The sequence below is a fragment of the Streptomyces sp. NPDC053560 genome (assembly GCF_044544605.1).
Lineage (GTDB): Bacteria > Actinomycetota > Actinomycetes > Streptomycetales > Streptomycetaceae > Streptomyces.
Genome location: NZ_JBITXI010000008.1, coordinates 443,270 through 462,827, shown reverse-complemented (window position 1 = coordinate 462,827; position 19,558 = coordinate 443,270). Strand labels below are relative to the sequence as shown.

19 protein-coding genes and 1 pseudogene are annotated in these 19,558 nt (G+C 69.6%); 9 read left to right on the top strand and 11 right to left on the bottom strand.

Annotated elements, in window-relative coordinates:
• Nucleotides 1–1,170 (bottom strand): formylglycine-generating enzyme family protein (locus tag ACIGQF_RS21905; RefSeq protein WP_399712590.1); only part of this gene is annotated, 1,170 nt, incomplete at its 3' end.
• Nucleotides 1,167–2,681 carry a sulfatase-like hydrolase/transferase gene (locus ACIGQF_RS21900; protein WP_399712667.1) on the bottom strand — a complete coding sequence of 505 codons (1,515 nt, stop codon included), beginning with the start codon at nt 2,679–2,681 and terminating at the stop codon, nt 1,167–1,169. The genes ACIGQF_RS21900 and ACIGQF_RS21905, both read right to left, overlap by 4 nt.
• A gap of 299 nt (nt 2,682–2,980) precedes the next feature.
• On the opposite strand from ACIGQF_RS21900, the gene ACIGQF_RS21895 reads away from it, so the two are divergent.
• From ACIGQF_RS21895 to ACIGQF_RS21880, 4 genes are all read left to right on the top strand, one after another.
• Nucleotides 2,981–4,306, top strand: a complete 1,326-nt coding sequence (locus tag ACIGQF_RS21895) for an ROK family protein (RefSeq protein ID WP_399712665.1) — start codon at nt 2,981–2,983, stop codon at nt 4,304–4,306.
• 16 nt (nt 4,307–4,322) lie between these two features.
• Nucleotides 4,323–5,138, top strand: coding sequence for an ABC transporter permease (locus ACIGQF_RS21890; protein ID WP_399712662.1), 816 nt, complete (start codon nt 4,323–4,325; stop codon nt 5,136–5,138).
• 50 nt (nt 5,139–5,188) lie between these two features.
• On the top strand, nt 5,189–5,968 hold the full coding sequence (locus ACIGQF_RS21885; protein ID WP_399712588.1) for an ABC transporter ATP-binding protein: 780 nt from the start codon (nt 5,189–5,191) through the stop codon (nt 5,966–5,968).
• A 67-nt stretch (nt 5,969–6,035) separates the two neighbouring features.
• Complete coding sequence (locus tag ACIGQF_RS21880; protein ID WP_399712585.1) at nt 6,036–7,019, top strand: aliphatic sulfonate ABC transporter substrate-binding protein; 984 nt, start codon at nt 6,036–6,038, stop codon at nt 7,017–7,019.
• Between the two features lie 75 nt (nt 7,020–7,094).
• Here the strand turns inward: ACIGQF_RS21880 and ACIGQF_RS21875 are convergent, their stop codons facing one another.
• Both ACIGQF_RS21875 and ACIGQF_RS21870 read right to left on the bottom strand, forming a co-directional pair.
• Nucleotides 7,095–8,105, bottom strand: a complete 1,011-nt coding sequence (locus ACIGQF_RS21875; RefSeq protein WP_399712582.1) for a cation diffusion facilitator family transporter — start codon at nt 8,103–8,105, stop codon at nt 7,095–7,097.
• A gap of 267 nt (nt 8,106–8,372) precedes the next feature.
• Nucleotides 8,373–8,528: pseudogene (locus tag ACIGQF_RS21870) on the bottom strand (alkaline phosphatase); the annotation flags it as partial.
• 49 nt (nt 8,529–8,577) lie between these two features.
• Here ACIGQF_RS21870 and ACIGQF_RS21865 point away from each other — a divergent pair.
• The gene (locus ACIGQF_RS21865; RefSeq protein ID WP_399712579.1) at nt 8,578–9,129 is read left to right on the top strand and encodes a CU044_5270 family protein; all 552 of its coding nucleotides are present in this window, start codon (nt 8,578–8,580) and stop codon (nt 9,127–9,129) included.
• A 5-nt stretch (nt 9,130–9,134) separates the two neighbouring features.
• Here the strand turns inward: ACIGQF_RS21865 and ACIGQF_RS21860 are convergent, their stop codons facing one another.
• A complete protein-coding gene (locus ACIGQF_RS21860; RefSeq protein WP_399712576.1) occupies nt 9,135–10,037 on the bottom strand; it encodes a helix-turn-helix domain-containing protein in 903 nt (300 codons plus the stop codon).
• A gap of 214 nt (nt 10,038–10,251) precedes the next feature.
• On the opposite strand from ACIGQF_RS21860, the gene ACIGQF_RS21855 reads away from it, so the two are divergent.
• Together ACIGQF_RS21855 and ACIGQF_RS21850 are read left to right on the top strand one after the other, a co-directional pair.
• The gene (locus tag ACIGQF_RS21855; protein WP_399712573.1) at nt 10,252–11,754 is read left to right on the top strand and encodes an MFS transporter; all 1,503 of its coding nucleotides are present in this window, start codon (nt 10,252–10,254) and stop codon (nt 11,752–11,754) included.
• 103 nt (nt 11,755–11,857) lie between these two features.
• On the top strand, nt 11,858–12,640 hold the full coding sequence (locus ACIGQF_RS21850) for a hypothetical protein (RefSeq protein WP_399712571.1): 783 nt from the start codon (nt 11,858–11,860) through the stop codon (nt 12,638–12,640).
• 178 nt (nt 12,641–12,818) lie between these two features.
• On the opposite strand, the gene ACIGQF_RS21845 is transcribed toward ACIGQF_RS21850, so the two are convergent.
• From ACIGQF_RS21845 to ACIGQF_RS21825, 5 genes are all read right to left on the bottom strand, one after another.
• On the bottom strand, nt 12,819–13,607 hold the full coding sequence (locus ACIGQF_RS21845; RefSeq protein WP_399712568.1) for an ABC transporter permease: 789 nt from the start codon (nt 13,605–13,607) through the stop codon (nt 12,819–12,821).
• Nucleotides 13,604–14,602: an ATP-binding cassette domain-containing protein gene (locus ACIGQF_RS21840; RefSeq protein WP_399712565.1), complete on the bottom strand. Its 999-nt coding sequence runs from the start codon at nt 14,600–14,602 to the stop codon at nt 13,604–13,606. The genes ACIGQF_RS21845 and ACIGQF_RS21840 overlap by 4 nt, the downstream gene beginning before the upstream one ends.
• 118 nt (nt 14,603–14,720) lie before the next feature.
• Nucleotides 14,721–15,566, bottom strand: coding sequence for a DUF4097 family beta strand repeat-containing protein (locus ACIGQF_RS21835; protein WP_399712562.1), 846 nt, complete (start codon nt 15,564–15,566; stop codon nt 14,721–14,723).
• 93 nt (nt 15,567–15,659) lie between these two features.
• Nucleotides 15,660–16,181 carry a hypothetical protein gene (locus tag ACIGQF_RS21830; RefSeq protein ID WP_399712559.1) on the bottom strand — a complete coding sequence of 174 codons (522 nt, stop codon included), beginning with the start codon at nt 16,179–16,181 and terminating at the stop codon, nt 15,660–15,662.
• A 219-nt stretch (nt 16,182–16,400) separates the two neighbouring features.
• Nucleotides 16,401–16,739 carry a hypothetical protein gene (locus ACIGQF_RS21825; RefSeq protein ID WP_399712556.1) on the bottom strand — a complete coding sequence of 113 codons (339 nt, stop codon included), beginning with the start codon at nt 16,737–16,739 and terminating at the stop codon, nt 16,401–16,403.
• A 146-nt stretch (nt 16,740–16,885) separates the two neighbouring features.
• On the opposite strand from ACIGQF_RS21825, the gene ACIGQF_RS21820 reads away from it, so the two are divergent.
• Entirely contained in the window at nt 16,886–17,368 is a 483-nt protein-coding gene (locus tag ACIGQF_RS21820) for a DUF4231 domain-containing protein (protein WP_399712553.1), read from the top strand.
• Between the two features lie 199 nt (nt 17,369–17,567).
• Here the strand turns inward: ACIGQF_RS21820 and ACIGQF_RS21815 are convergent, their stop codons facing one another.
• Nucleotides 17,568–17,828: a hypothetical protein gene (locus ACIGQF_RS21815; RefSeq protein WP_399712552.1), complete on the bottom strand. Its 261-nt coding sequence runs from the start codon at nt 17,826–17,828 to the stop codon at nt 17,568–17,570.
• Nucleotides 17,829–18,039: 211 nt separating this feature from the next.
• On the opposite strand from ACIGQF_RS21815, the gene ACIGQF_RS21810 reads away from it, so the two are divergent.
• On the top strand, nt 18,040–19,404 hold the full coding sequence (locus ACIGQF_RS21810; RefSeq protein WP_399712550.1) for an FAD-dependent oxidoreductase: 1,365 nt from the start codon (nt 18,040–18,042) through the stop codon (nt 19,402–19,404).
• Nucleotides 19,405–19,558 lie beyond the last annotated feature (154 nt).

The following is a 19,558-nucleotide window of genomic DNA, read 5'->3' as shown; positions in this document are numbered from 1 at the left end:
CGTACGGCACTCCGCCGTACGGCGGGCCCGGCCCGTGGGCGCCGGGGGGCCCCCGCCCCCCCCCCGGGCCCCCACCCCCCCCCCCCCCCGCCCGCCCCCCCCCCCCCCCCCCCGGCCGCCCCCCCCCCCCCCCCCCCCCCCCCCCCCCCGGGCGGTGTCGTCCGTGGGCGCGCGCACCACGCGGAAGCCGAGGTTTCCTGTGGTGCTGTCCGGGGTGTTGGCGGTGCGCGCGGCGACGCGGTAGCGGTTGCAGTACGAGGCGTGGCACAGGTACGAGCCGCCGCGCATCGCCCGCAGACCTGACTGATCCGACCGGTCCGAGTGGCCCGAGTGGCCCGAGTGGCCCGAGTGGCCCGACCGGTCCGATTGCCAGGTGTCGGCCGTCCATTCCCAGACGTTGCCCGCGACGTTGAACAGTCCGTAGCCGTTGGGCGGGTAGGCGTGTACCGGAGCCGTGCCGGCGTAGCCGTCGTCCGCGGTGTTCTTCACCGGGAAGGTCCCCTGCCAGATGTTGCAGCGGTGGGACCCGCCGGGGGTGAGTTCGTCGCCCCACGGGTAACGCGCCTGGTCGAGCCCCCCGCGCGCCGCGTACTCCCACTCCGCCTCGGTCGGCAGGCGCCCGCCGTCCCACGCGCAGAAGGCGGCGGCGTCCGCCCAGCTGACGTGGACGACCGGATGGTCCCAGCGTCCTTCCAGCCCGCTGCCGGGCCCCTCCGGTGCGTCCCAGCGGGCTCCCTCCACGCCGCACCACCACGGAGTGGCGTCCGGGCGCGGTGAGACCTTGCGCAACGCCCCGGGCAGGAACTTCGCGAAGACATAGCTCCAGCCGAAGCGTTCGGCGTCGGTACGGTGGCCGGTGACCGCGATGAAGGCGGCGAAGCGTGCGTTGGTCACGGCGTACGCGTCCACGGCGAACGGGGCGACGGTGACCTCGCGTACCGGCCCTTCGGCGTCCCCGGCGTTGGCATCGCCGTCCTCGTTGCCCATCCGGAACGTGCCGCCGGGCAGGTCGATGCTGGTGCGGTACGCCGGCGCCGCGTCGTCCCGTGTGCCGGGCGACGCCACGGCATCAGCCATCGCGTCCGCGCCGGCCGTCACACTCGCATCAGCCGGCCCACGGGCCGGTGCGCAGCACGAGCGGGCCGCGGTCTCGGAGTCCGCAGGGTTCACGCGCGCTCCTCCCCCGCCGGCCCCGGCACGGAGGCAGCGGTGTCGGGCTCGTTCTCGAATGCCGAGAGCGTGGTGTCGTAGTCGGTCTCCACGTCGTACATCGGTGTCATCCAGTGGAAGAAGTTGTCGCCCCGCTCGCGTAGCAGGTCGTAGAGCGTACGGGTCAACTCGGCCCGCACATCGCGCAGTTCAGGATGTTCATAACGGTTGTGCAGTTCGTCGGGGTCGGTGTGCAGGTCGTACAGCTCGTTGTGCGACTCCGGGTTGACCACCAGCTTGTAGCGGCGGGTGCGCAGCATGCGCTGGGGGTACGGGAAGTGGTGGCCGTGGAACTCGGCGAGGTGGTGCTCCGGCCAGTCGGGACGTTCACCGGCGGCCAGCGGCAGCAGGCTGCGGCTGTCCACGGCCGGCTTGGTGTCGCTGCCGGCGAGATCGAGGATGGTGGCGGTGCAGTCGGTGAGCGAAACGAACTCGTCGCGTACCTGGCCGGCGGGGCCGCCGGGGACCTTCAGGATGCCGGGTATCCGGTAGATGTCCTCGTACATCGCAGGGCCCTTGTCGTGCAGCCGGTGGGCGCCGGTGAATTCGCCGTGGTCGGCGGTGAAGAACACCGCGGTACGGTCGTCCAGACCGAGCTCCCGCATCGCGTCGAGGATACGACCGATCTGCTGGTCGATGAGGGTGACGTACCCCCAGTAGACCGCGATCAGCTTGCGGCTCTCCTCCAGAGGCATGGTGTCGAAGGCCCACAGTCGGCTGTAGTTGCTCTGTACCGGCGGCTTGGCGGCGAACGTCTCGCTGATGGAGGCGGGGAGTTCGACGAGTTCGGGGTCGTACATGTCGTAGTACTCGTCGGGGAGGATGTACGGCAGGTGCGGGCCGAAGAAGTGGGTCGCCAGAAAGAAGGGCCTGCCGTCGCTGCCCCGCTCCTCTTCCGTCCAGCGGTGCAGCATTTCGATGGTGCGGGTGGCGAGGTAGTACTCGAAGGTGGCCTCGACGGGCTGGTGGAGCCGGGCGGCGAGGAGGTTCCCGGGGCTTCCATTGGGTGTGGTGCCGCGTACGGGGTCGGTGATGCGGTAGGGCGGGAGCCCGTGCTCCTCCAGGTAGGCGAGGTAGTCGGGGTGGTCGACGGGGTTGTGCCAGCCGGCCAGGTCAGGGCCCTCGAAGCCGTAATCGGCGGCGGTGCGTCGTACTCCGCCGTGCCACTTTCCCAGCAGTCCCAGCCGGTAGCCCTCAGCGCGCAGTTGTCCGGCGAAGGTGAACTGGTCGTCCGCGAGGTCTTCCAGGTAGCCGACGTTGCGTTCGTAGTTGGCCAGCAGCTTGTGGCGGAAGGGCGCGGCGCCCGTGAGCAGGCTGGCGCGAGCCGGAGTGCAGATCGCGGTGGGGGTGTAGCAGCTGTCGAACCGGGTGCCTTCGGCCGCGAGCCGGTCCAGGTGCGGGGTGCGGACGTGCGGATTGCCGTAGGCACCGAGGGTGTCCACGCGGTGCTGGTCGGTCATGAGGAACAGCATGTTGGGGCGCACGGGGGGGCCTTTCGGTTCGGTCGTCCTGGTCGGGGGGAGCGGCCGGGCGGCGGGGCGCCGGAACGGCGGAGTGTGGGGGTTCTCGACCGGCGCCGTGCGAGGAATGGTCGGCCTCGCGCCAGGTTTATGTCAATGATGTGAACATAAATCTGCAACCACCCACCGTATCCGCAGCGCGCCGAAGCGGGAAAGCCCAGCAACGACGCGGTGAACACGTACCGTTCTCGCCGTAACGGCCCGAAAACCTTTTTGTTCCGGCTCATTGACGAAAAACCGTGCGGCTCTCCATGCTGTGCGGCATGCAGGCACACGACGGTCCCCTGACACGGCTGCGCAAGAGCCACGAGCAGTCCGTGCTGGACCTCCTCCGCAAGCACGGTCCGCTCAGCCGGGCCGAGCTCGGCGCGCACAGCGGCCTGTCCCGCACCACCCTGTACGACATCGTCGCCGGCCTCGTGGAAGGCGGTGCGGTGGTCGCCGCCACCCCACAGGCGGAGGTGCGCAGGCGCGGCCGCCCGGTCGAGAAGCTCAGCCTCAATCCCCACGCCGGAGAGGCTATCGGCATCGACTTCGCCCGCCGCGCCGTCCATGTCTCCGCGATCAACGTGGCCCACGAGATGATCGGCTCCGCCAGTGAGGCGCACGCACCCGGCCTCACCTGGAACCAGCGCGCCGACATCGCCGAACGCCTCCTCGGCTCACTCGGTGGTCCCGTCCCGGGTGGCGCCGCTCATCACACCGCCTCCCACGCCGCCTCCCACGGCTCGACCCCGCGCAATACGCCCGCCGGCCGTGCTCCGCGGCGCGGCACACTCCGGCGCGGCACTCTCCAGCTCGGCTCGCTCAGCGCGATCGGGGTCGGCGTGGTCGGGCCGCTCATCGATGCCGGCAGTACCAATGCAGGCGGTGCGGATGTCGGCGAGCGCAGCCTCGACGGGCTGCCGAAGCTGCTCCACAAGCGGTTCGGCGTGCCCGTGCTGCTCGACAACAACACCCGGCTCGCCGCCCTCGCCGAGGCAGTGTGGGGCGCGGCCGCCGACGGCGGGGACGTGCTGTACGTACGGCTGTCCCACGGTGTGGGCGGCGGTCTGGTCGTCGGCGGTTCACTGCACCGCGGGATGTACGGCATGTCGGGCGAGTTCGGGCACGTCACCGTCGACCCCGACGGCGCACCGTGCCAGTGCGGCGGCACGGGCTGCCTGGAGACTGTCGCCTCGGTCGACGCCGTACTGAAGCACTACCGGGCGGGCGGCGGCCGGGCCGAGGACATCACCGCGTTCCTGGCCGCCGCCGCGTCCGGCGACAAGAACGCACACGACGTACTGGAGCGGGCGGGCACCGCCGTCGGCACGGTACTGGCCGCCGTGTGCAATGCGGTCGGCCCTGGTGTCATCGTCATCGGCGGCGAACTCGCCGAGGCGGGCGCCGCGTTGATCGAGCCCGTCGAGCGCGCCCTGCACACCCATGTGATGCCGCTGGCCCGCGACCGCGTACGAGTACGGCGCGCCACCCTCGGTGAAGCCGGCAGCGCGCTGGGCGGCATCGCCCTCGTCCTCCACGAATCCCCCCTGCTCTCCCGCTATCCGCAGCCCGTCACCGAGGAGCATGCGTGAATCCAGTGAGGCACCCATGGCCGTGATCGTCCCTCCCGAGAAGACCGCCGTGGCACAGCCCCCACGGCGTACCGCGCGCCGCTCCCGCCGACGGCCGCTCGCCCTCAACGTCCTCGCCCTGGTGGCCGGCGTCCTCCTCTGGGCGGTGGTGGCGGCGCTCGGCCTGGTCGAGAACCTGCCGACGCCGGTCGCCGTGGCACGCAAGGCGGGCGACATGATCGTCGACGGCACCCTGGCGTCCGACACGCTCGCCAGCCTGCGCCGGGTCTTCCTCGGTTACGCGCTCGGTGTGGTCCTGGCCGTGCCCGTCGGCTTCCTGATGGGCTGGTACGTGACGGTCCGCGCCCTGGTCGAGCCCTACATCCAGTTCTTCCGCACCATCCCGCCGCTCGCGCTCATCCCGCTGACGGTGGTACTGCTCGGCATCGGCGAGGTCCCGAAAATCGCGGTGATCTGCCTCGCCGCCTTCATGGCCTGCGTCGTCGCCTCCTTCCAGGGCGTCATCGACGTGGACCGCACTCTCATCAACGCCGCCAGGGTCCTGGGCGCCTCGGACCGGGTCATCTTCGCCAAGGTGGTCGTGCCGGCCGCCACACCGTTCATCCTCGTCGGCATGCGCATCGGACTCGGTGCCTCCTGGGCCACGGTGGTCGCGGCCGAAATGATCGGCGCGCAGGAGGGACTGGGCTACCGGATGCAGAAGGCGTCCACCTGGTTCGAGATGGACACCATCTTCGTGTCCGTGATCACCATCGGTGTGCTCGGGCTGCTCATGGACCGGCTGCTGCTGCTCGCCGAACGCCGGCTCACCGGCTGGCAGGAACGACGATGACCGACAGGGCCGGGATGAGGAACACAGCCGGGGCGAAGGACAGGGCCGGGATGAGGAACAAGATCAGCTTTCAGGGCGTGGTGAAGACCTTCCCGCTGAAGGGAACCGACTTCACCGCCCTCGACGGAGTGTCCCTCGACATCGCCGACCAGGAGTTCGTGACCGTCGTCGGGCCCTCCGGCTGCGGCAAGAGCACCCTGATGAGCATGGCGGCGGGACTTCAGGAGCCCAGCTCGGGCCAGGTACTGGTGGACGGCAGGCCGGTGACCGGACCCGGGCCCGACCGGGGTGTGATCTTCCAGCAGTACGCCCTGTTTCCATGGCTGACGGTACGTCAGAACGTGGAGTTTGGCCTCAAGCTCGCCTCCGTACCCACCGAGGAGCGACACCGCCGGGCCGACCGGGCCATCGCTCTCGTCGGGCTCGAGGACTTCGCGGACGCACTGCCCAAGACGCTCTCGGGCGGCATGAAGCAGCGCTGCGCCATCGCCCGAGCGTACGCGGTGGATCCGCGAGTCCTCCTCATGGACGAACCGTTCGGGGCGCTCGACGCCCTCACCCGGGTCCAGTTGCAGGACCAACTGCTGGCGACCTGGAGCCGCGAGAAGCGCACCGTACTGTTCATCACGCACGACGTCGACGAGGCCGTGTACCTGGCCAGCCGGGTGGTGGTCATGGCCGCCAGGCCCGGCCGCGTCCACCGCATCATCGATGTGGACCTGCCGTATCCCCGTACCGAGGAGATCCGCCTCTCCGCGGAGTTCCGGCAGATCCGGAACGAGGTGTGGACGTCCGTGTACCACCAGCAGCCGGCGACGCCGGCGGCGTAGCGAACCGCCACCGCCCGCGGTCAGCCCCCCTCTTCCCCTCCCCTCCCCCTCCGATAGGACCTTCGTCATGCCCGGAAGCACTCTGCGCCGCACCCTGTCGGCGCTCTTCTCCGTCACGGTCCTCACCGTCGCCATGAACGCGTGCTCCAGCAGCGCTTCCGACGATGACCGCACCGTCAACTTCGGTTACATAGGCGACTACAACGGCGCGAGTCTGCTGGCCATCGCCGAGCAGCAGGGGCTGTGGAAGAAGCAGGGCCTGACCGCGCGCACGAAGGTCTTCAACAACGGACCGGTGCAGATCCAGGCGCTCGGCTCCGGCGACCTCGACTACGGCTACATCGGTCCGGGCGCGATGTGGCTGCCCGCCTCGGGCAAGGCAAAGGTCATCGCGATCGACACCTTCACCTACGCCGACCGTGTCATCGCCCAGCCGGGGATCAAGACGATGAAGGACCTGAAGGGCAAGCGGGTCGGGGTGCCCGAGGGCACCTCCGGCGACATGATCCTGAACATCGCGCTGGCGAAGGCCGGGATGACCACGAAGGACATCCAGAAGATCGCCATGGATCCGTCCACCGTCGTGTCCTCCTTCACCTCCGGGAAGATCGACGGCGCCGGGATCTTCTACCCTGCCATCGACACCATCAAGAAGAAGGTCCCGAAGACGGAGGAGGTGGCCAGCACCAAGGACACCGGGGACATCTTCCCGACCGCCTTCGTCGCAGGGAACAAGGTGCCGGAGTCGAAGAACACCAAGGTGATCAAGGTGCTGCAGCAGGCCAACGACTGGCGCAAGCAGCACCCGGCCGAGACGCTGACCCTCACAGCCAAGATGCTGCACGTCAGCAAGGAGCAGGCGAAGGCCGACGCCTCACACGTCGAGACGCTCTCCACCGACGAGCTGGTGGCGAAAACGAAGAGCGGCGAGATCGACCGCTGGCTGAAGAAGCTCGGCGACTTCTTCGTCCGCAACAAGCAACTCGACGAGAACCCCGCCCCGTCCGACTACTACTCCAGCGACCTCTACGAGAAGGTGCACACCGGGTAACTCCACCGGACGGGCGGGACGTTCGGGAATGTGCGGCTGTTCCGCTGAGCCCTTGGCGAAGCCGGCGCTCAGCTATCAGTGGGCATGTGCCTCATCGCGGTGGACCGGCCCATGGGCGGCCACGCAGTGCGCCGGCTCGGGCTCCGGAACACCGTGCCGGCTGACGTCGAGGGTGCTGGGAGGCGCGTGGTCGACCTGCAGCGTGCTGTGGCTGACCCCGTACTCCCCCTGGAGAATCTTCTCCAGGTCCTCTCGCACCGTGTGGCAGTCCGCGTCGTGTGCGACCAGCACGTGTGCGGACAGGGCGGGCTCGCCGGAGGTGATCGTCCACACGTGCAGGTCATGCACCTCGGTGACCTCACGAAGGGATACGAGACGGTCCCCGATGGCATCCGGGTCGAGGTCGACGGGAGCAGCTTCGAGGAAGATCCGCCCGGACTCCCGGACGAGCCCGTACCCGGCCTTCACCATGAGAGCCACCACGACGAGGGTGGCGATGGCGTCGGCCTGGACGAAGCCGGTGAGCAGCACGACGAGACCGGCGGCCGCGGTACCGATGAAGGCGAACAGGTCGTTGAGAATGTGCTGGTAGGCGCCCTCGACATTGAGGGAGGTGCGGTTGGCCTTGGAGATGCACCAGGCGGCCAGGATGTTCACCACGATGCCCGCGAGTGCGGTGTAGAACATCAATCCGCCTGCCACCTCGGGCGGGGTGAGGAGCCGCTCCACGGCCTCGTACGCGAGCCACGCACCGAGCAACAGCAGCGTGAGACCGTTGACCTGCGCGGAGAGAATCTCGGCGCGCTTGAGTCCGTATGTGAAACCGCCGCGGGCCGGCCGGGCGGACAGCCGCATCGCCACGAGTGCCAGCACGATGGATATCGCGTCGGTGAGCATATGGGCGGCGTCCGAGATGAGCGCGAGCGAGCCGGCGACGATGCCGACGACGACCTCGATCGCCATGAACGAAGTGATCAGTGTGAGAGCGATCGCCAGCCATCGACGGTCCGCGTCCGCGGCCACTCCGTGCGCATGCGAGGCGTGTCCACCCGCCCCGTGGTCGTGACCATGCGGTCTGTTCGTCATGCGTTCCCCCTCGATCCGGTGGCCCGATTCACCGGCAGTGAAGCGCACGTGGGACAGATTCGCAAAGGCTGTACCGGTGACCGTTGTCATCCTCGTTAAAGAGCCTCTGACCTGCACCTTTGCCAGGGCGGCGCTTCCGGGGGCAGATGCGATCCTCCTCCGCCAGGAGCATGTGTAAGGGCGCCCGGCCGTTCCGCAACGGCCGGGCGCCCTCGCGAGTCAGCGGAGACGCAGCGCCTCGCGGACGGCGGCGAAGAGGTCGATCCGGTTGGTGACGCCGAGGAGCGGGTCAGTGCCGCCGACGGACGCGGCCTTACCTGTCCACTCGGTCGGTACGTTGCCCGGCGCGAACAGTCCCAGCAGTGGCTTGCCGGGCTTCGCTGCCTTTAGCGAGCCGTCGTCCGTGACGACCTGGTAGCCCAAGGAACCGACACTGGCGGACTCCGGGCCGGGCGGCAAGCTCGGTCTGCGTATGGAGACGGGGGCCGAGAAGCAGCCGACAGTGGACCGGATCGACCACGGCTGCCGGATCGCCGCACTCGGCTCCCGCAATGTGACCTATGAGGACCTGCGGAAGCTCCCCGCTGACACGGCGAAGCTGAAGGACCTGCTGGCGCGGATGTACGAGGAGGACTCCGGAAGCGGGACTTCCGGCCGTACGGAGTGGATGTGGCGGCAGGCGGCCAACCTGATCAGCCTGCCGGTCGAGCCCGGCGTCCGGGCCGCCGCGTACCGCGTCATCGCGGACCTGCCGGGCATCCGGTCCCTCGGCGAGGTGACCGACCCGCTGGGCCGCCAGGGCGCCGGCTTCGCCCTGCCCGCGACCGACCGGCCCGGTTACGGTTCCGTACGGTCGGAGTTGATCGTGAATCCGGATACGGGCGCCCTGCTGTCGGACCAGGATATGCTGACCAAGCCGTCCGCGAAGGCCACCGAGGCGGGACTCGCGGCGGGCACTCCGGTGAACTACAACGCGACCGTCAAGGCGGAGTGGACGGACCGGCAGCTCAAGACACCCAACTGAGCACTTCAGAACCGGTCGGGGGCGACGTCGGAGGCGGCGGCCTCGGCCTCAGGCCGGTGCCGATCGGCGACTTGGCCTGCCAGCAGTCGTAGCGCGTCGGCCGAGGTGGTGTCGTTCGGTGTGTAGACCTCCAGCCGGTGGTCGGGGCTTTCGGGCTGGAGCCACACTTGATAGTCGATGTCGACCCCACCGACGGTCGGGTGCTGCAGACGCATGGTGCCCACGGTGCAGTCCGCGACATCGCCTTTTGCCCACAGCTTGGCGAAGTCGGGGCTGCGCATGGCGAGTTCACCGATCAGCTCCGCCAACCGGGCGTCGGTGGGGTGCCTGCCCGCGGTGAGCCGCAGGTACGCGACATGTATGCGGGCCAGTTCAGCCCAGTTGCTGTACAGGTCGCGGGTGAGGGCGTCGAGGAAGAACATCCGAGGGACGGACGGGCGTCGCGCGGGATCCTGGGGCGCATCGAAGTCGGTGTGTTCCGCGACGAGTGCATGCCCGGTGCGATTCCAGGCGAGCACGTCCCCACGGCGGCCGAGCACGACGGCCGGCGTGGCCTCCCCCAGGGACGCCAGCAGCGCCAGCACTCGTCGGTGCGGCTTTTCGGGGCGGGGGCGGACCAGGCGTGAGGTGGTGGCCCGGCGGGCGAGGTTGTGCAGATGGGTTGTCTCCACCGCATCGAGCTGGAGCACGCCGGCGAGCGCGTCGAGGACCTGTTGGGAAGCGGTACAGGACTGGCCCTGCTCCAGCCGCGTGTAGTAGCCGGCGCTCACGCCGGCGAGCTGCGCGAGCTCCTCGCGACGCAGGCCCGGTACGCGGCGAGTCGTTCCGTACGTGCGCAGTCCGACGTCGGCAGGGGTGACCCGGTCGCGACGGTTCTTGAGGTAGGCCCCGAGGCTCTCCAGCTCCATGACCGCGAGCGTAGGCGCCCCGGCCGGATTCCGGGTGCCCCTGAGAGGTGTACCCACGCCACGGGGATGGCCGGCGGTCGGACGGTGCCGCACCGTCGGGGGCATGAAGGCAAAGCGTGCTTCCCACTCACCTCACTCACCGGTTTTGCACTCCCCGTTTTCACACCCACCGGCATCGCACTCACCGGGTCTGCGGGCGTGGCTCGGGCTGCTGGTGGTACTCGGCCCGGTCCTGCTGGTGGCGATGGACGGTTCGGTGCTGTTCCTCGCGATGCCCAAGGTCTCCGAAGCGCTGTCGCCGACTGCCGACCAGGCGTTGTGGATCCTGGACGCCTACGGCTTCGCCGTCGGCTCGCTGCTCGTCGCGTTCGGGAACATCGGCGACCGGTACGGCCGGCTGAAGCTGCTGATGACCGGGGCGGCGGTGTTCGGCGCGGCCTCGGCGGGAGCGGCGTTCGCACCAGGGCCGGAAGCGCTGATCGCCTTCCGGGCGCTGATGGGCGTGGCCGGTGCCACGCTGCTGCCGTCGGCGCTGGCGGTACTCAGCGAACTGTTCACCGACCCGCGCCAGCGCTCGAAGGCGGTCGGCATCTTCGCAGCCACCTTTGCCGCCGGGTTCGCGATCGGCCCGGTCATCGGTGGACAGCTGCTGAACAGCTTCTGGTGGGGGTCGGTCTTCCTCATCAATCTCCCCGTCGTGGCACTGTTCCTGCTGCTGGCCCCGGCCCTGCTCCGCGAGGTACGTGCCACCCGGGCCGGCCGCATCGACGTCCTGAGCGTTGCGCTCTCCGCTACGGGCATCCTGCTGACCGTCTACGCGATCAAGCACACCGCCGCGGAAGGACTGACGGCGCTTCCGATGGCCACGGGCACCGTCGGCATCGTCATGCTGTGGTGGTTCGTCCGGCGACAACTCCGCCTAGAACACCCGCTGATCGACTTCCGGCTCTTCCGCGACCGGGTGTTCACGATCGCTGCCATCACCGGACTGCTGCCGCTGGCCGCATGGTCGGCAGTGGCGTACCTCGGCGGCATCTACCTCCAGTCCGTCCTCGGGCTGACCGTCCTGGACGCGGCTCTCGTCGCACTGCCCGGCGCCGCCGTGCTGACCATCACCTGCATCGTCACACCGGGGCTGGTGGTGCGTATCGGCACCCGGGCTGCGCTCATCACCTGCCACTTCTTCATTGCCGCAGGTCTGCTCCTGCTGCCGGCCGCCGGCGTCGCCGGCGGCATCGGCTGGTACGTGGCGTCCACCGTCATCGCCGGCGTCGGCTATGGCATCTCGTTCAGCGTCGTCGCCGACACCGCCGTCGCCGCGGTCCCCGCGGAGCGAGCCGGGTCCGCTGCAGCGATCGCCGAGACCAGCAACGAGATCGGCAACGCCCTTGGCATCGCACTCCTGGGCTCGCTGGCGGCCCTGATCTTCCGGCTCCAGGGACCCGACGTCGCGGGCACCCTCAACGAAACGTTGCAGGCCCCTGGCCTCACGCCCGCGGTGATCGGCGATGCGAAGTCGGCCTTCGTCACCGGCCTGCATGCCGCCGCCGTCATCGCAGCCGTACTCCATGCCGCACTCGGCGCCTTCGCCCTGCGCCCTCTTCCGAGGGCTTTCACCAGCACGGACGACGACTCCGCTGACGGCTCCCACGACCTTGACAGCGGTCGGGTGATTCCCGGCGGTAAGAATCAGCGGGCAGCGGCCACTTCCTTCTGAGAACCCGATACCGACAGAGGGAGCAGCACCATGGCCGGCACCGCCACCAAGCACCGCAGGACGGTCCGAGTCCCGCCCCGGCCGGAGACGGCTGAGCACAGCAGTGGCGGTCTCCGCGATCGCGGTGTGCGCAGTCGCGCTCGGCCCAGCCAGTGCCCACGCGAGCGCCGCAACCGGCACTGCGGCCGGGGCCACAACCAGTACCGGTACGGCGTACGGCTCCGCGTACGACACCGCCTCCGGCCCGGCAGCCCGCGCCACCACCCCATGGAAGCTGCAACTGCCGCTGGGCGAGACCGTCTCACGGGAGTTCTGGGACGTCGCCTCCACCGGTGCCAAGGACGTGTGGGCGGTGGGCCGTACGACCGACGGCGCCGAGGGTCCGGCCCCCGCGATCAAGCACTGGAACGGCAAGAAGTGGACGGACGTCGCCGCCGCCACCGAGAGCAAGCCCGCGCAGTGGGAGAAGGTGTCCGCCTCGGCGCCCGACGACGCATGGGTGGTCGGCTCCTCGTACGGTGACGCCTCCGCCCCGCTCGTGCTGCAGCACTGGGACGCCATGGCCACCCGCTGGACCGGCAGCGGCTGGCAGTCGCTGGACGCGCTGCCCGTCGACGAGGTGAACGCCGCCGACGTGGACGGCGCCGGGCGGCTGTGGATCGCGGGCTGGTCCGGCGGCAACCCGCATTCGGTGCTCTCCCGTTGGACCGCTACGGAGTGGACGACCGAGACCCTGCCCGCCGACGTGACCGAGCACAGTGAGATGTCCACGGGGCTCGGCATCCGCGGCGTCCCCGGCACGAAGGGCGTGTTCGCCGTGGGTACGGCCGGCTGCCAGAGCGACCCCGTGATGTGCGGCGTGCTGGTCTCCCGCGACCTGCGCTGACCCACTACGCGGACAGCGATCGGCCCCGCTCCCGTTCTGCGGGAGGCGGGGCCGATGACGCGAGCGGACCGATGACGCGAGCGGACCGATATCGAGTGCCGGGCAGGGCCCGGAGCCACTCCGGGGAGCCGATGGAAGGTGCGGCTTCCACGCTTGGTGGTGCTGACGCTCGGTGGTGCTAACGCTTGGCGGTGCTGTTGAAGAGGGAGCGCGACCAGACGTAGCCGACCACGGCGATGCCGGCGCACCAGGCGAGCGAGATCCAGCCGTCGTTGCCCACCGCCGACCCGGTCAGCAGGCCACGCAGGGTCTCGGTCATCGGCGTGAAGGGCTGGTTCTCGGCGAACCAGCGCAGGCCCGGGGCCATCGACCCGGCCGGTACGAAGGCGGAGCCGAGGAACGGCAGGAACTGGATGAGGAGCGGCTTGTTGCTCGCGGATTCGACCGTCTTGGAGATGAGGCCGAGCGCCGCCGACAGCCAGGCCACGGCGAACGCGATGGCCGCGATCAGGCCGGCCGCCGCCAGCCACTCGGCCGGGGACGCGTCCGGTCGGAAGCCGAGCGCGACGGCCACGGCAACGACCAGGACCAGGCCCACCAGGGTGGTGAGGACGCTGCCGACGACATGGCCCGTCATGAACGACGAGCGCGTGATGTTCATGGTGCGGAACCGGTTGATGATGCCCTCGGTCATGTCCTGACAGACCGCTATCGAGGTCGACATGGCCCCGGCGGCCACGCCCATGATGATGACGCCGGGCGTCAGGTACTCCAGGTACGCCGACCGGCCGCCATTGCCGGGGAGCCCGGCGCCGATCGAGTCCCCGAAGGCGTACACGAAGAGCAGCAGCATCAGGATGGGCATCATGGCCGGGCCCAGCGACACGGCCGGGTAGCGGAGCGCGTGCTTGATGTTGCGCCGCAGCATCGTCATCGAGTCGTGCACGGCGTAGGTGAGGGTGCTCATCGCAGGGTCTCCTTGGCATGAAGGGCGGCACCGGTGCTGCCGTCGCCGGTCAGGGCGAGGAACACGTCGTCGAGGTCGGGGGTGTGCACGGAGAAGTCCGCGGCGCGCACGCCAGCGCTGTCGAGCCGGTCGAAGAGGGTACGCAGGGCGGCGAGGTCGCCGTCGCCGGCGATGCGCAGGGCGAGTTCCTCGTCGTCACGGGCCGCGCCGGGGAAGGCGGCGGCCGCCCGCTCGTATTCGTCCGTCTCGTTGAACCGCAGGCGTACGTGGCTGCCGGGGATCTGCGCCTTGAGCTCGTCGGCGGTGCCCTCGGCGACGATCCGGCCGCCGTCGAGCACGGCGATCCGGTCCGCCAACTGGTCGGCCTCTTCGAGGTATTGGGTGGTGAGGAAGACGGTGACACCGCCCGCGACCAGCGAGCGTACGGTCTCCCACATGGTACGGCGGCTGCGCGGGTCGAGCCCGGTCGTCGGCTCGTCCAAGAAGATCACCTGCGGGTCGCCGACCAGCGTCATGGCGATGTCGAGCCGGCGCCGCATACCGCCGGAGAAGGTAGCGGCCCGGTTGCCCGCGACGTCCGCGATGCCGAACCGCTCCAGCAGTTCCTTCGCGCGCTTCCTTCCCTCGCGCTTGCCGAGCCGCAGCAGGTCGGCCATGAGGAGCAGGTTCTCCTCGGCGGTGAGCATGTCGTCGAGCGCGGCGAACTGCCCGGTGACGCCGATCGCGGCGCGCACCCCGGTGGGCGAGGCAGCGACGTCGTGCCCGGCGACCTGGGCCTGGCCGCTGTCGGCGGCGATGAGTGTGGACAGGATCTGCACGGTGGTGGTCTTGCCGGCGCCGTTCGGGCCGAGCAGCGCGAAGACGGAGCCTGCCGGGATGTGCAGGTCGATGCCGTCGAGCACCGTCTTGTCGCCGTACGACTTGCGCAGGCCGGTGGCGGAAACGGCGGCGGTCGACGGGGACCGCGGAGCACCGTTCTCACTTGATGTGGGCATGACAGAAGAAGGCATGGAGCCCTCCCGTTCGAAGGCCGAAGCGACTGTGACTGGGACTGCGTGACTGGGGCCGGGAATGGGGCTGTGCGAAGGGGTGAGCGCGGGCCGGTACGGGTGCTCAGCCCCGGGCGCGCAGCACGTCGATGTTGCCGTGGCGGGTACGGGCGCGGACCTCGACGGTGTCCTCGGTCTTCTCGGGGGTCTCCGCGGCGGCGAGGGTGTTGCGTACCTGCCCGGAGCCGGAGCTGACGTCGAGCCAGGCGGCGGTGCCCTCGCGGATGCCGACCTCGATGGCACCGTAGGAGGTCTCCAGTTGCACGGTGCCGCGGGCGACGTCGCCGACGCGCACGGTGCCGTGGGCGGTGGTGGCGACGACCGACGACTCGGCGCGCGCGATATCGATGTCACCGTGCGCGCCACTCACCCGCAGATGGCCGGTCGCGGCGCCTACGGTCGTGGTGCCGTGCGAGTTCTTCAGGACGGCGGAACCGTCGACGCTGCCGACGCGCAGACTGCCGGAGCTGGTGGTGATCTCGGCCGCGCCCTCGATCCGGTCGACGGTGATCGAGCCGTGCGAGGCGGTCAGCCGGAGCGGTCCGGTCGTGTCGAGGCGGACATCACCGGACGAGGTCTTCACGTGGACCTCACCGAGCCGGCCCTCACCGAGCACCTGCGCCCAAGCGCCGGTCATCTCGACACGCGAGCCCGTGGGCAGCTCGACAGTCACGTCGACGGCGCCGGTACGGCCGAAGAGATAGCGCTGCTTGGGTGTTTTGACGGTCAGTACGCCGCTCGCGTACGTGACCTCGGTCTGGTCCGCCGCCCGTACGTCCTGGTCCCGCTTGGCATCGCGCGGCCGCACCTCGACGACGGTGTCGGGACGGTCGCCGGCGGTAAACCGGATGGAACCGGCTTCGACGTGGGCGGTGGCCGAAATCGGTTCGGGAGTGTCGAAAGAAGGCATGGCTGTACCGTCCTCATGAGTCCTTGGATCGTCCCCGCTGGTGGGACGTGGTGGGTGAAGTGGTGAAGTGGTGCTGCAGGCTCGGGCGTGCGGCTAGCGCACCCAGCCCGTGATGCTCTGTCCGATGGTGTGGGTCTTTTGCGTCGTACGCGGTCGCGTCGCGCCGCCGTCGACCGCGGCCGACACGGCACGCACCAGCCAGGCATTGACCGACAGGCCCTCGCGGCTCGCGGCCTCCTCGGCGCGCGTCTTGAGGTGGGCCGGCAGACGCAGATTGACGCGGGCGGTGCCGCCCTCGTCGCCGTCTGCGGGCACCGGCGCCTTGAGCGATTCGACGGGCTCGGCGGCCGCTTCCGCGGGGCTGCCCTCGACAGGCGGCGGCGTCACCACGAAGTCGGGGTCGAGCCCGCGGAGCCGTACGTCGACGGAGCCGGGGGCGAGTTCGCGGGTGATCTCGTCCATCGCGGCGGAGAGCACATTGAGCATCGTCAGACGGGACGCCGACTCCAGCGGAGCGGTGAGCCGCTCGGCCAGCTCGCGGGCTTCTTCCCCGCCGGCCTCGGCGGCCACCGCGAGTTCGCGGCGAAGGGTGTCGACATACGGCGTGAGGTCCATGACGTCATGATGGCACCACTATGGCGCCATACGCAAGGCCGGGCGGCATCGCGCACGGAAGGGCTCCAATAAAACCCATCCTGACCTGCGAGAACGCTTGGTACTTGGCGCGGGCCATAGTGACGCCACGCACCACCGAGCACTGCGGAGGGCACGCGATGGCGCCGCGCGGCGCCACCATGGCGCCAAGCAGTGCCATAATTGGCGAAAGGGTGGCACCTAGTCGTCCGACCGGCCGTCCGACCGATCGGCATCGAGTTCGGCGGCACCGGCTTCCCAGCGTCGGCGCCGCTCGGCGAGGGACTGCTCCCACCAAGGGGTGCCGCGTTCGCCGAGCGCTACCTTTGCCGTGTGCACCCGGCTTCGGGCCAGCGCCTCGGCCTCCGGGTCCTCGTCCCGGCGCGATGCGGCTACCGCACGCCGGGCCGCCATGAGGTGACGGCGCAAGTCGGCGGCGACATCCTCGGGAATCGCCGGGTCGGTCGCCCGCCATCGCCGGCCGCCCACCACGATGTACCGGCCATCGGGCGTCCGCTCCGGCTCCACGGAAGAGTGCATCTGGCTCATACTGCCCCACGCGAGCACAAATGCATGTGACCCAACCCCGTTGGCCGCCTTGCTGGCCGCCTTGATTACGTTGATCACCTTCTGTTGCCGGGGGGCTATCGTGGGTCGAGGCGGCGACGGAGCTTGGGGGGGGCGGAGTGCAGCCGGACAGTGGACCAGGAGGCGGTCCCAGCCCGCGGGAGGCAGCAGCCTTCCTGCTGGACAAGATTCGCCAGGGCAACGGCTACGCCCGCGGCAAGAAGAAGCGGTTCAGTCGAAGTGCCTCCGTCACCAAGGTGGCGACGCTCGTACTGTCCGCCGCGTCCACCGTCATCCTGGGTCTGCAGGATCTCAACACGTGGGCCGGCCTGGCCCTGGCGTGCGTGGCGCTGGTGACGCTGCTGGGAGCCGTCGAACCGTTCTTCAATTGGCGCTCCCGGTGGGTTCTGATGGAGGAAGCGCAGTACCGGTTCCAGCGGCTTGCCGATGAGCTCGAATACCTCATGGCGTCGACGGCCGCCGACGAGCTCACCTTCGAGCAGCTCAGTGGGATCTTCGAGCAGTATCAGGCGATCTGGAATGACCTGAGCCGCACCTGGCTGGAGCATCGCCGGGAACCCGCACCGTCGACCAACGCATAGAGCCGCACGAACCGCGCACTTGGGCCCAGACCGGTGCCGGTGTCGGAGTCGGTGTCCGTTTCCGTGTGTCCGTGCCGGGTGGCTGTCGGCGGCGGTCGGTGGCGGGATGCTCGACGTCCACGACTACTTCGCCGCCATCGATTTCGCCGGCTTGGAAGGGTTCGATGGCGCACGTCGCCGACTCCGACCCCCGGATGCGTCAGACGGGCTCCGGGGGCTCCAGCTCGAACGTGAAGTAGACGCACAGCTCGTAGCGGTAGGGCTCGCCTTCGACGTGCTTCCATGAGACGTCGACCAGGTGGACGTTGTTCTCCTTCACCCACTCATGGGCCTGCCGGAATGCCTCCGCGGCAGTGGCGACGGGGAAGAGTTTTCTGGCCATCGGGTGCACCTGGCTCTCTTCATCCGAGTCGTCGAAGCCCTCCGGAACGTCCAGACAGAGGCCGGGGTCGATCTCCATGACTGCGCCCTTCCCGTGAGTGTGGCGTACGTGGATTGCCTGGCGTGCGCGGCGGTGCGAGTAAGACGCCCCGTAAGACCACCGCACCCCCGGACGGGTTGCTTCTCAAGGACTGGGACCCGTGTATGGATTTGGGATCATTGTAAGTTAGGGTTACCTAAGTACTACCTGTGTGCCTCGCCGCCTCCGCTGTATGAAGGAGTCCCGTTCCATGCCACGCCCCATCCGGGTGGCCGTCGTAGGCGCCGGCCCTGCCGGCATCTACGCCGCCGACGCTCTGCTGAAGTCCGACGCCGCCCTCGACCCGGGCGTGTCCATCGACCTGTTTGAGCGGATGCCCGCGCCCTTCGGCCTGATCCGCTACGGTGTCGCGCCCGACCACCCCCGGATCAAGGGCATCGTCACCGCGCTGCACAAGGTCCTCGACAAGCCGCAGATCCGTCTCTTCGGCAATGTCTCCTACCCGGACGAGCTGACGCTCGAGGACCTGCGCCGCTTCTACGACGCGGTGATCTTCTCCACCGGTGCCAGCGCCGACCGCGACCTGAAGATTCCCGGCATCGAGCTGGACGGTTCGTACGGCGCGGCCGACTTCGTCTCCTGGTACGACGGCCACCCCGACGTGCCGCGTACCTGGCCGCTGCACGCGGAGAAGGTCGCCGTGCTGGGCGTCGGCAACGTCGCGCTCGACGTCGCCCGCGTCCTGGCCAAGACTGCCGACGAGCTGCTGCCCACGGAGATCCCGCAGAACGTCTACGACGGCCTGGCCGCCAACCAGGCGCGCGAGGTCCACGTCTTCGGCCGGCGCGGTCCGGCCCAGGCCAAGTTCAGCCCGATGGAGCTGCGTGAGCTCGATCACTCGCCGAACATCGAGGTCATCGTCGCCCCCGAGGACATCGAGTACGACGACGGGTCCATAGCCACCCGGCGCAACAACAAGCAGGCCGACATGGTCGCCTCCACCCTGGAGAAGTGGGCCATCCGCGACCCCGGAGACCGGCCGCACCGCCTCCACCTGCACTTCTTCGAGTCGCCCGTGGAGATCCTCGGCGAGGACGGCCGTGTGGTGGGGCTGCGGACCGAGCGTACGGAGCTGGATGGCACCGGCAACGTCCGCGGCACCGGGAAGTTCCGTGACTGGGACCTGCAGGGCATCTACCGGGCGGTGGGCTACCTCTCCGACGAGCTGCCCAAGCTGCCCTTCGACGCCGTCTCCGGCACCGTGCCGCACGAGGCCGGACGGGTCATCGACGGCGCCGGCGCCCCGCTCACCTCGATCTACGTCACCGGCTGGATCAAGCGCGGCCCGGTCGGCCTGATCGGCCACACCAAGGGCGACGCCAACGAGACCGTGGCGTCGTTCCTGTCCGACCACGCCGCGGGCCGGCTGCCCGAGCCCGAGGCGCCGGACCCCGAGGCGATCGTTCGGCTCCTGAAGGAACGCTCCGTGCGTTACACCACCTGGGAGGGCTGGCACCACTTGGACGCCCACGAGCGGTCGCTCGGCGAGCCGACCGGCCGCGAGCGGATCAAGGTCGTGGAGCGCGAGGACATGCTCAAGGCCAGCCGCGCCTGACACGAGAACGGCCCGTGGCGGGGCGGGTCCGGTGGCATCCACACCGCCCCGGCCCCGCCACGGGCCCGATGCGGCGGCTCACAGCGCGAGCCGCCGCGCCTGCTCCAGCCCCCGTCAGCCCCGTGTCAGCGCTTGATTTCCTTGATCGTCAACA

Excerpts from the sequence above, each read along its gene's own strand:
- ACIGQF_RS21810 (WP_399712550.1), top strand. The coding sequence starts at position 18,040 with ATGCCACGCCCCATCCGGGTGGCCGTCGTAGGCGCCGGCCCTGCCGGC.
- ACIGQF_RS21865 (WP_399712579.1), top strand. The coding sequence starts at position 8,578 with ATGGAGACGGGGGCCGAGAAGCAGCCGACAGTGGACCGGATCGACCAC.
- ACIGQF_RS21825 (WP_399712556.1), bottom strand. The coding sequence starts at position 16,739 with ATGCACTCTTCCGTGGAGCCGGAGCGGACGCCCGATGGCCGGTACATC.
- ACIGQF_RS21890 (WP_399712662.1), top strand. The coding sequence starts at position 4,323 with ATGGCCGTGATCGTCCCTCCCGAGAAGACCGCCGTGGCACAGCCCCCA.
- ACIGQF_RS21895 (WP_399712665.1), top strand. The coding sequence starts at position 2,981 with ATGCTGTGCGGCATGCAGGCACACGACGGTCCCCTGACACGGCTGCGC.
- ACIGQF_RS21815 (WP_399712552.1), bottom strand. The coding sequence starts at position 17,828 with ATGGAGATCGACCCCGGCCTCTGTCTGGACGTTCCGGAGGGCTTCGAC.
- ACIGQF_RS21875 (WP_399712582.1), bottom strand. The coding sequence starts at position 8,105 with ATGACGAACAGACCGCATGGTCACGACCACGGGGCGGGTGGACACGCC.
- ACIGQF_RS21885 (WP_399712588.1), top strand. The coding sequence starts at position 5,189 with ATGAGGAACAAGATCAGCTTTCAGGGCGTGGTGAAGACCTTCCCGCTG.
- ACIGQF_RS21860 (WP_399712576.1), bottom strand. The coding sequence starts at position 10,037 with ATGGAGCTGGAGAGCCTCGGGGCCTACCTCAAGAACCGTCGCGACCGG.
- ACIGQF_RS21835 (WP_399712562.1), bottom strand. The coding sequence starts at position 15,566 with ATGCCTTCTTTCGACACTCCCGAACCGATTTCGGCCACCGCCCACGTC.
- ACIGQF_RS21830 (WP_399712559.1), bottom strand. The coding sequence starts at position 16,181 with ATGGACCTCACGCCGTATGTCGACACCCTTCGCCGCGAACTCGCGGTG.
- ACIGQF_RS21880 (WP_399712585.1), top strand. The coding sequence starts at position 6,036 with ATGCCCGGAAGCACTCTGCGCCGCACCCTGTCGGCGCTCTTCTCCGTC.
- ACIGQF_RS21900 (WP_399712667.1), bottom strand. The coding sequence starts at position 2,681 with ATGCTGTTCCTCATGACCGACCAGCACCGCGTGGACACCCTCGGTGCC.
- ACIGQF_RS21845 (WP_399712568.1), bottom strand. The coding sequence starts at position 13,607 with ATGAGCACCCTCACCTACGCCGTGCACGACTCGATGACGATGCTGCGG.
- ACIGQF_RS21840 (WP_399712565.1), bottom strand. The coding sequence starts at position 14,602 with ATGCCCACATCAAGTGAGAACGGTGCTCCGCGGTCCCCGTCGACCGCC.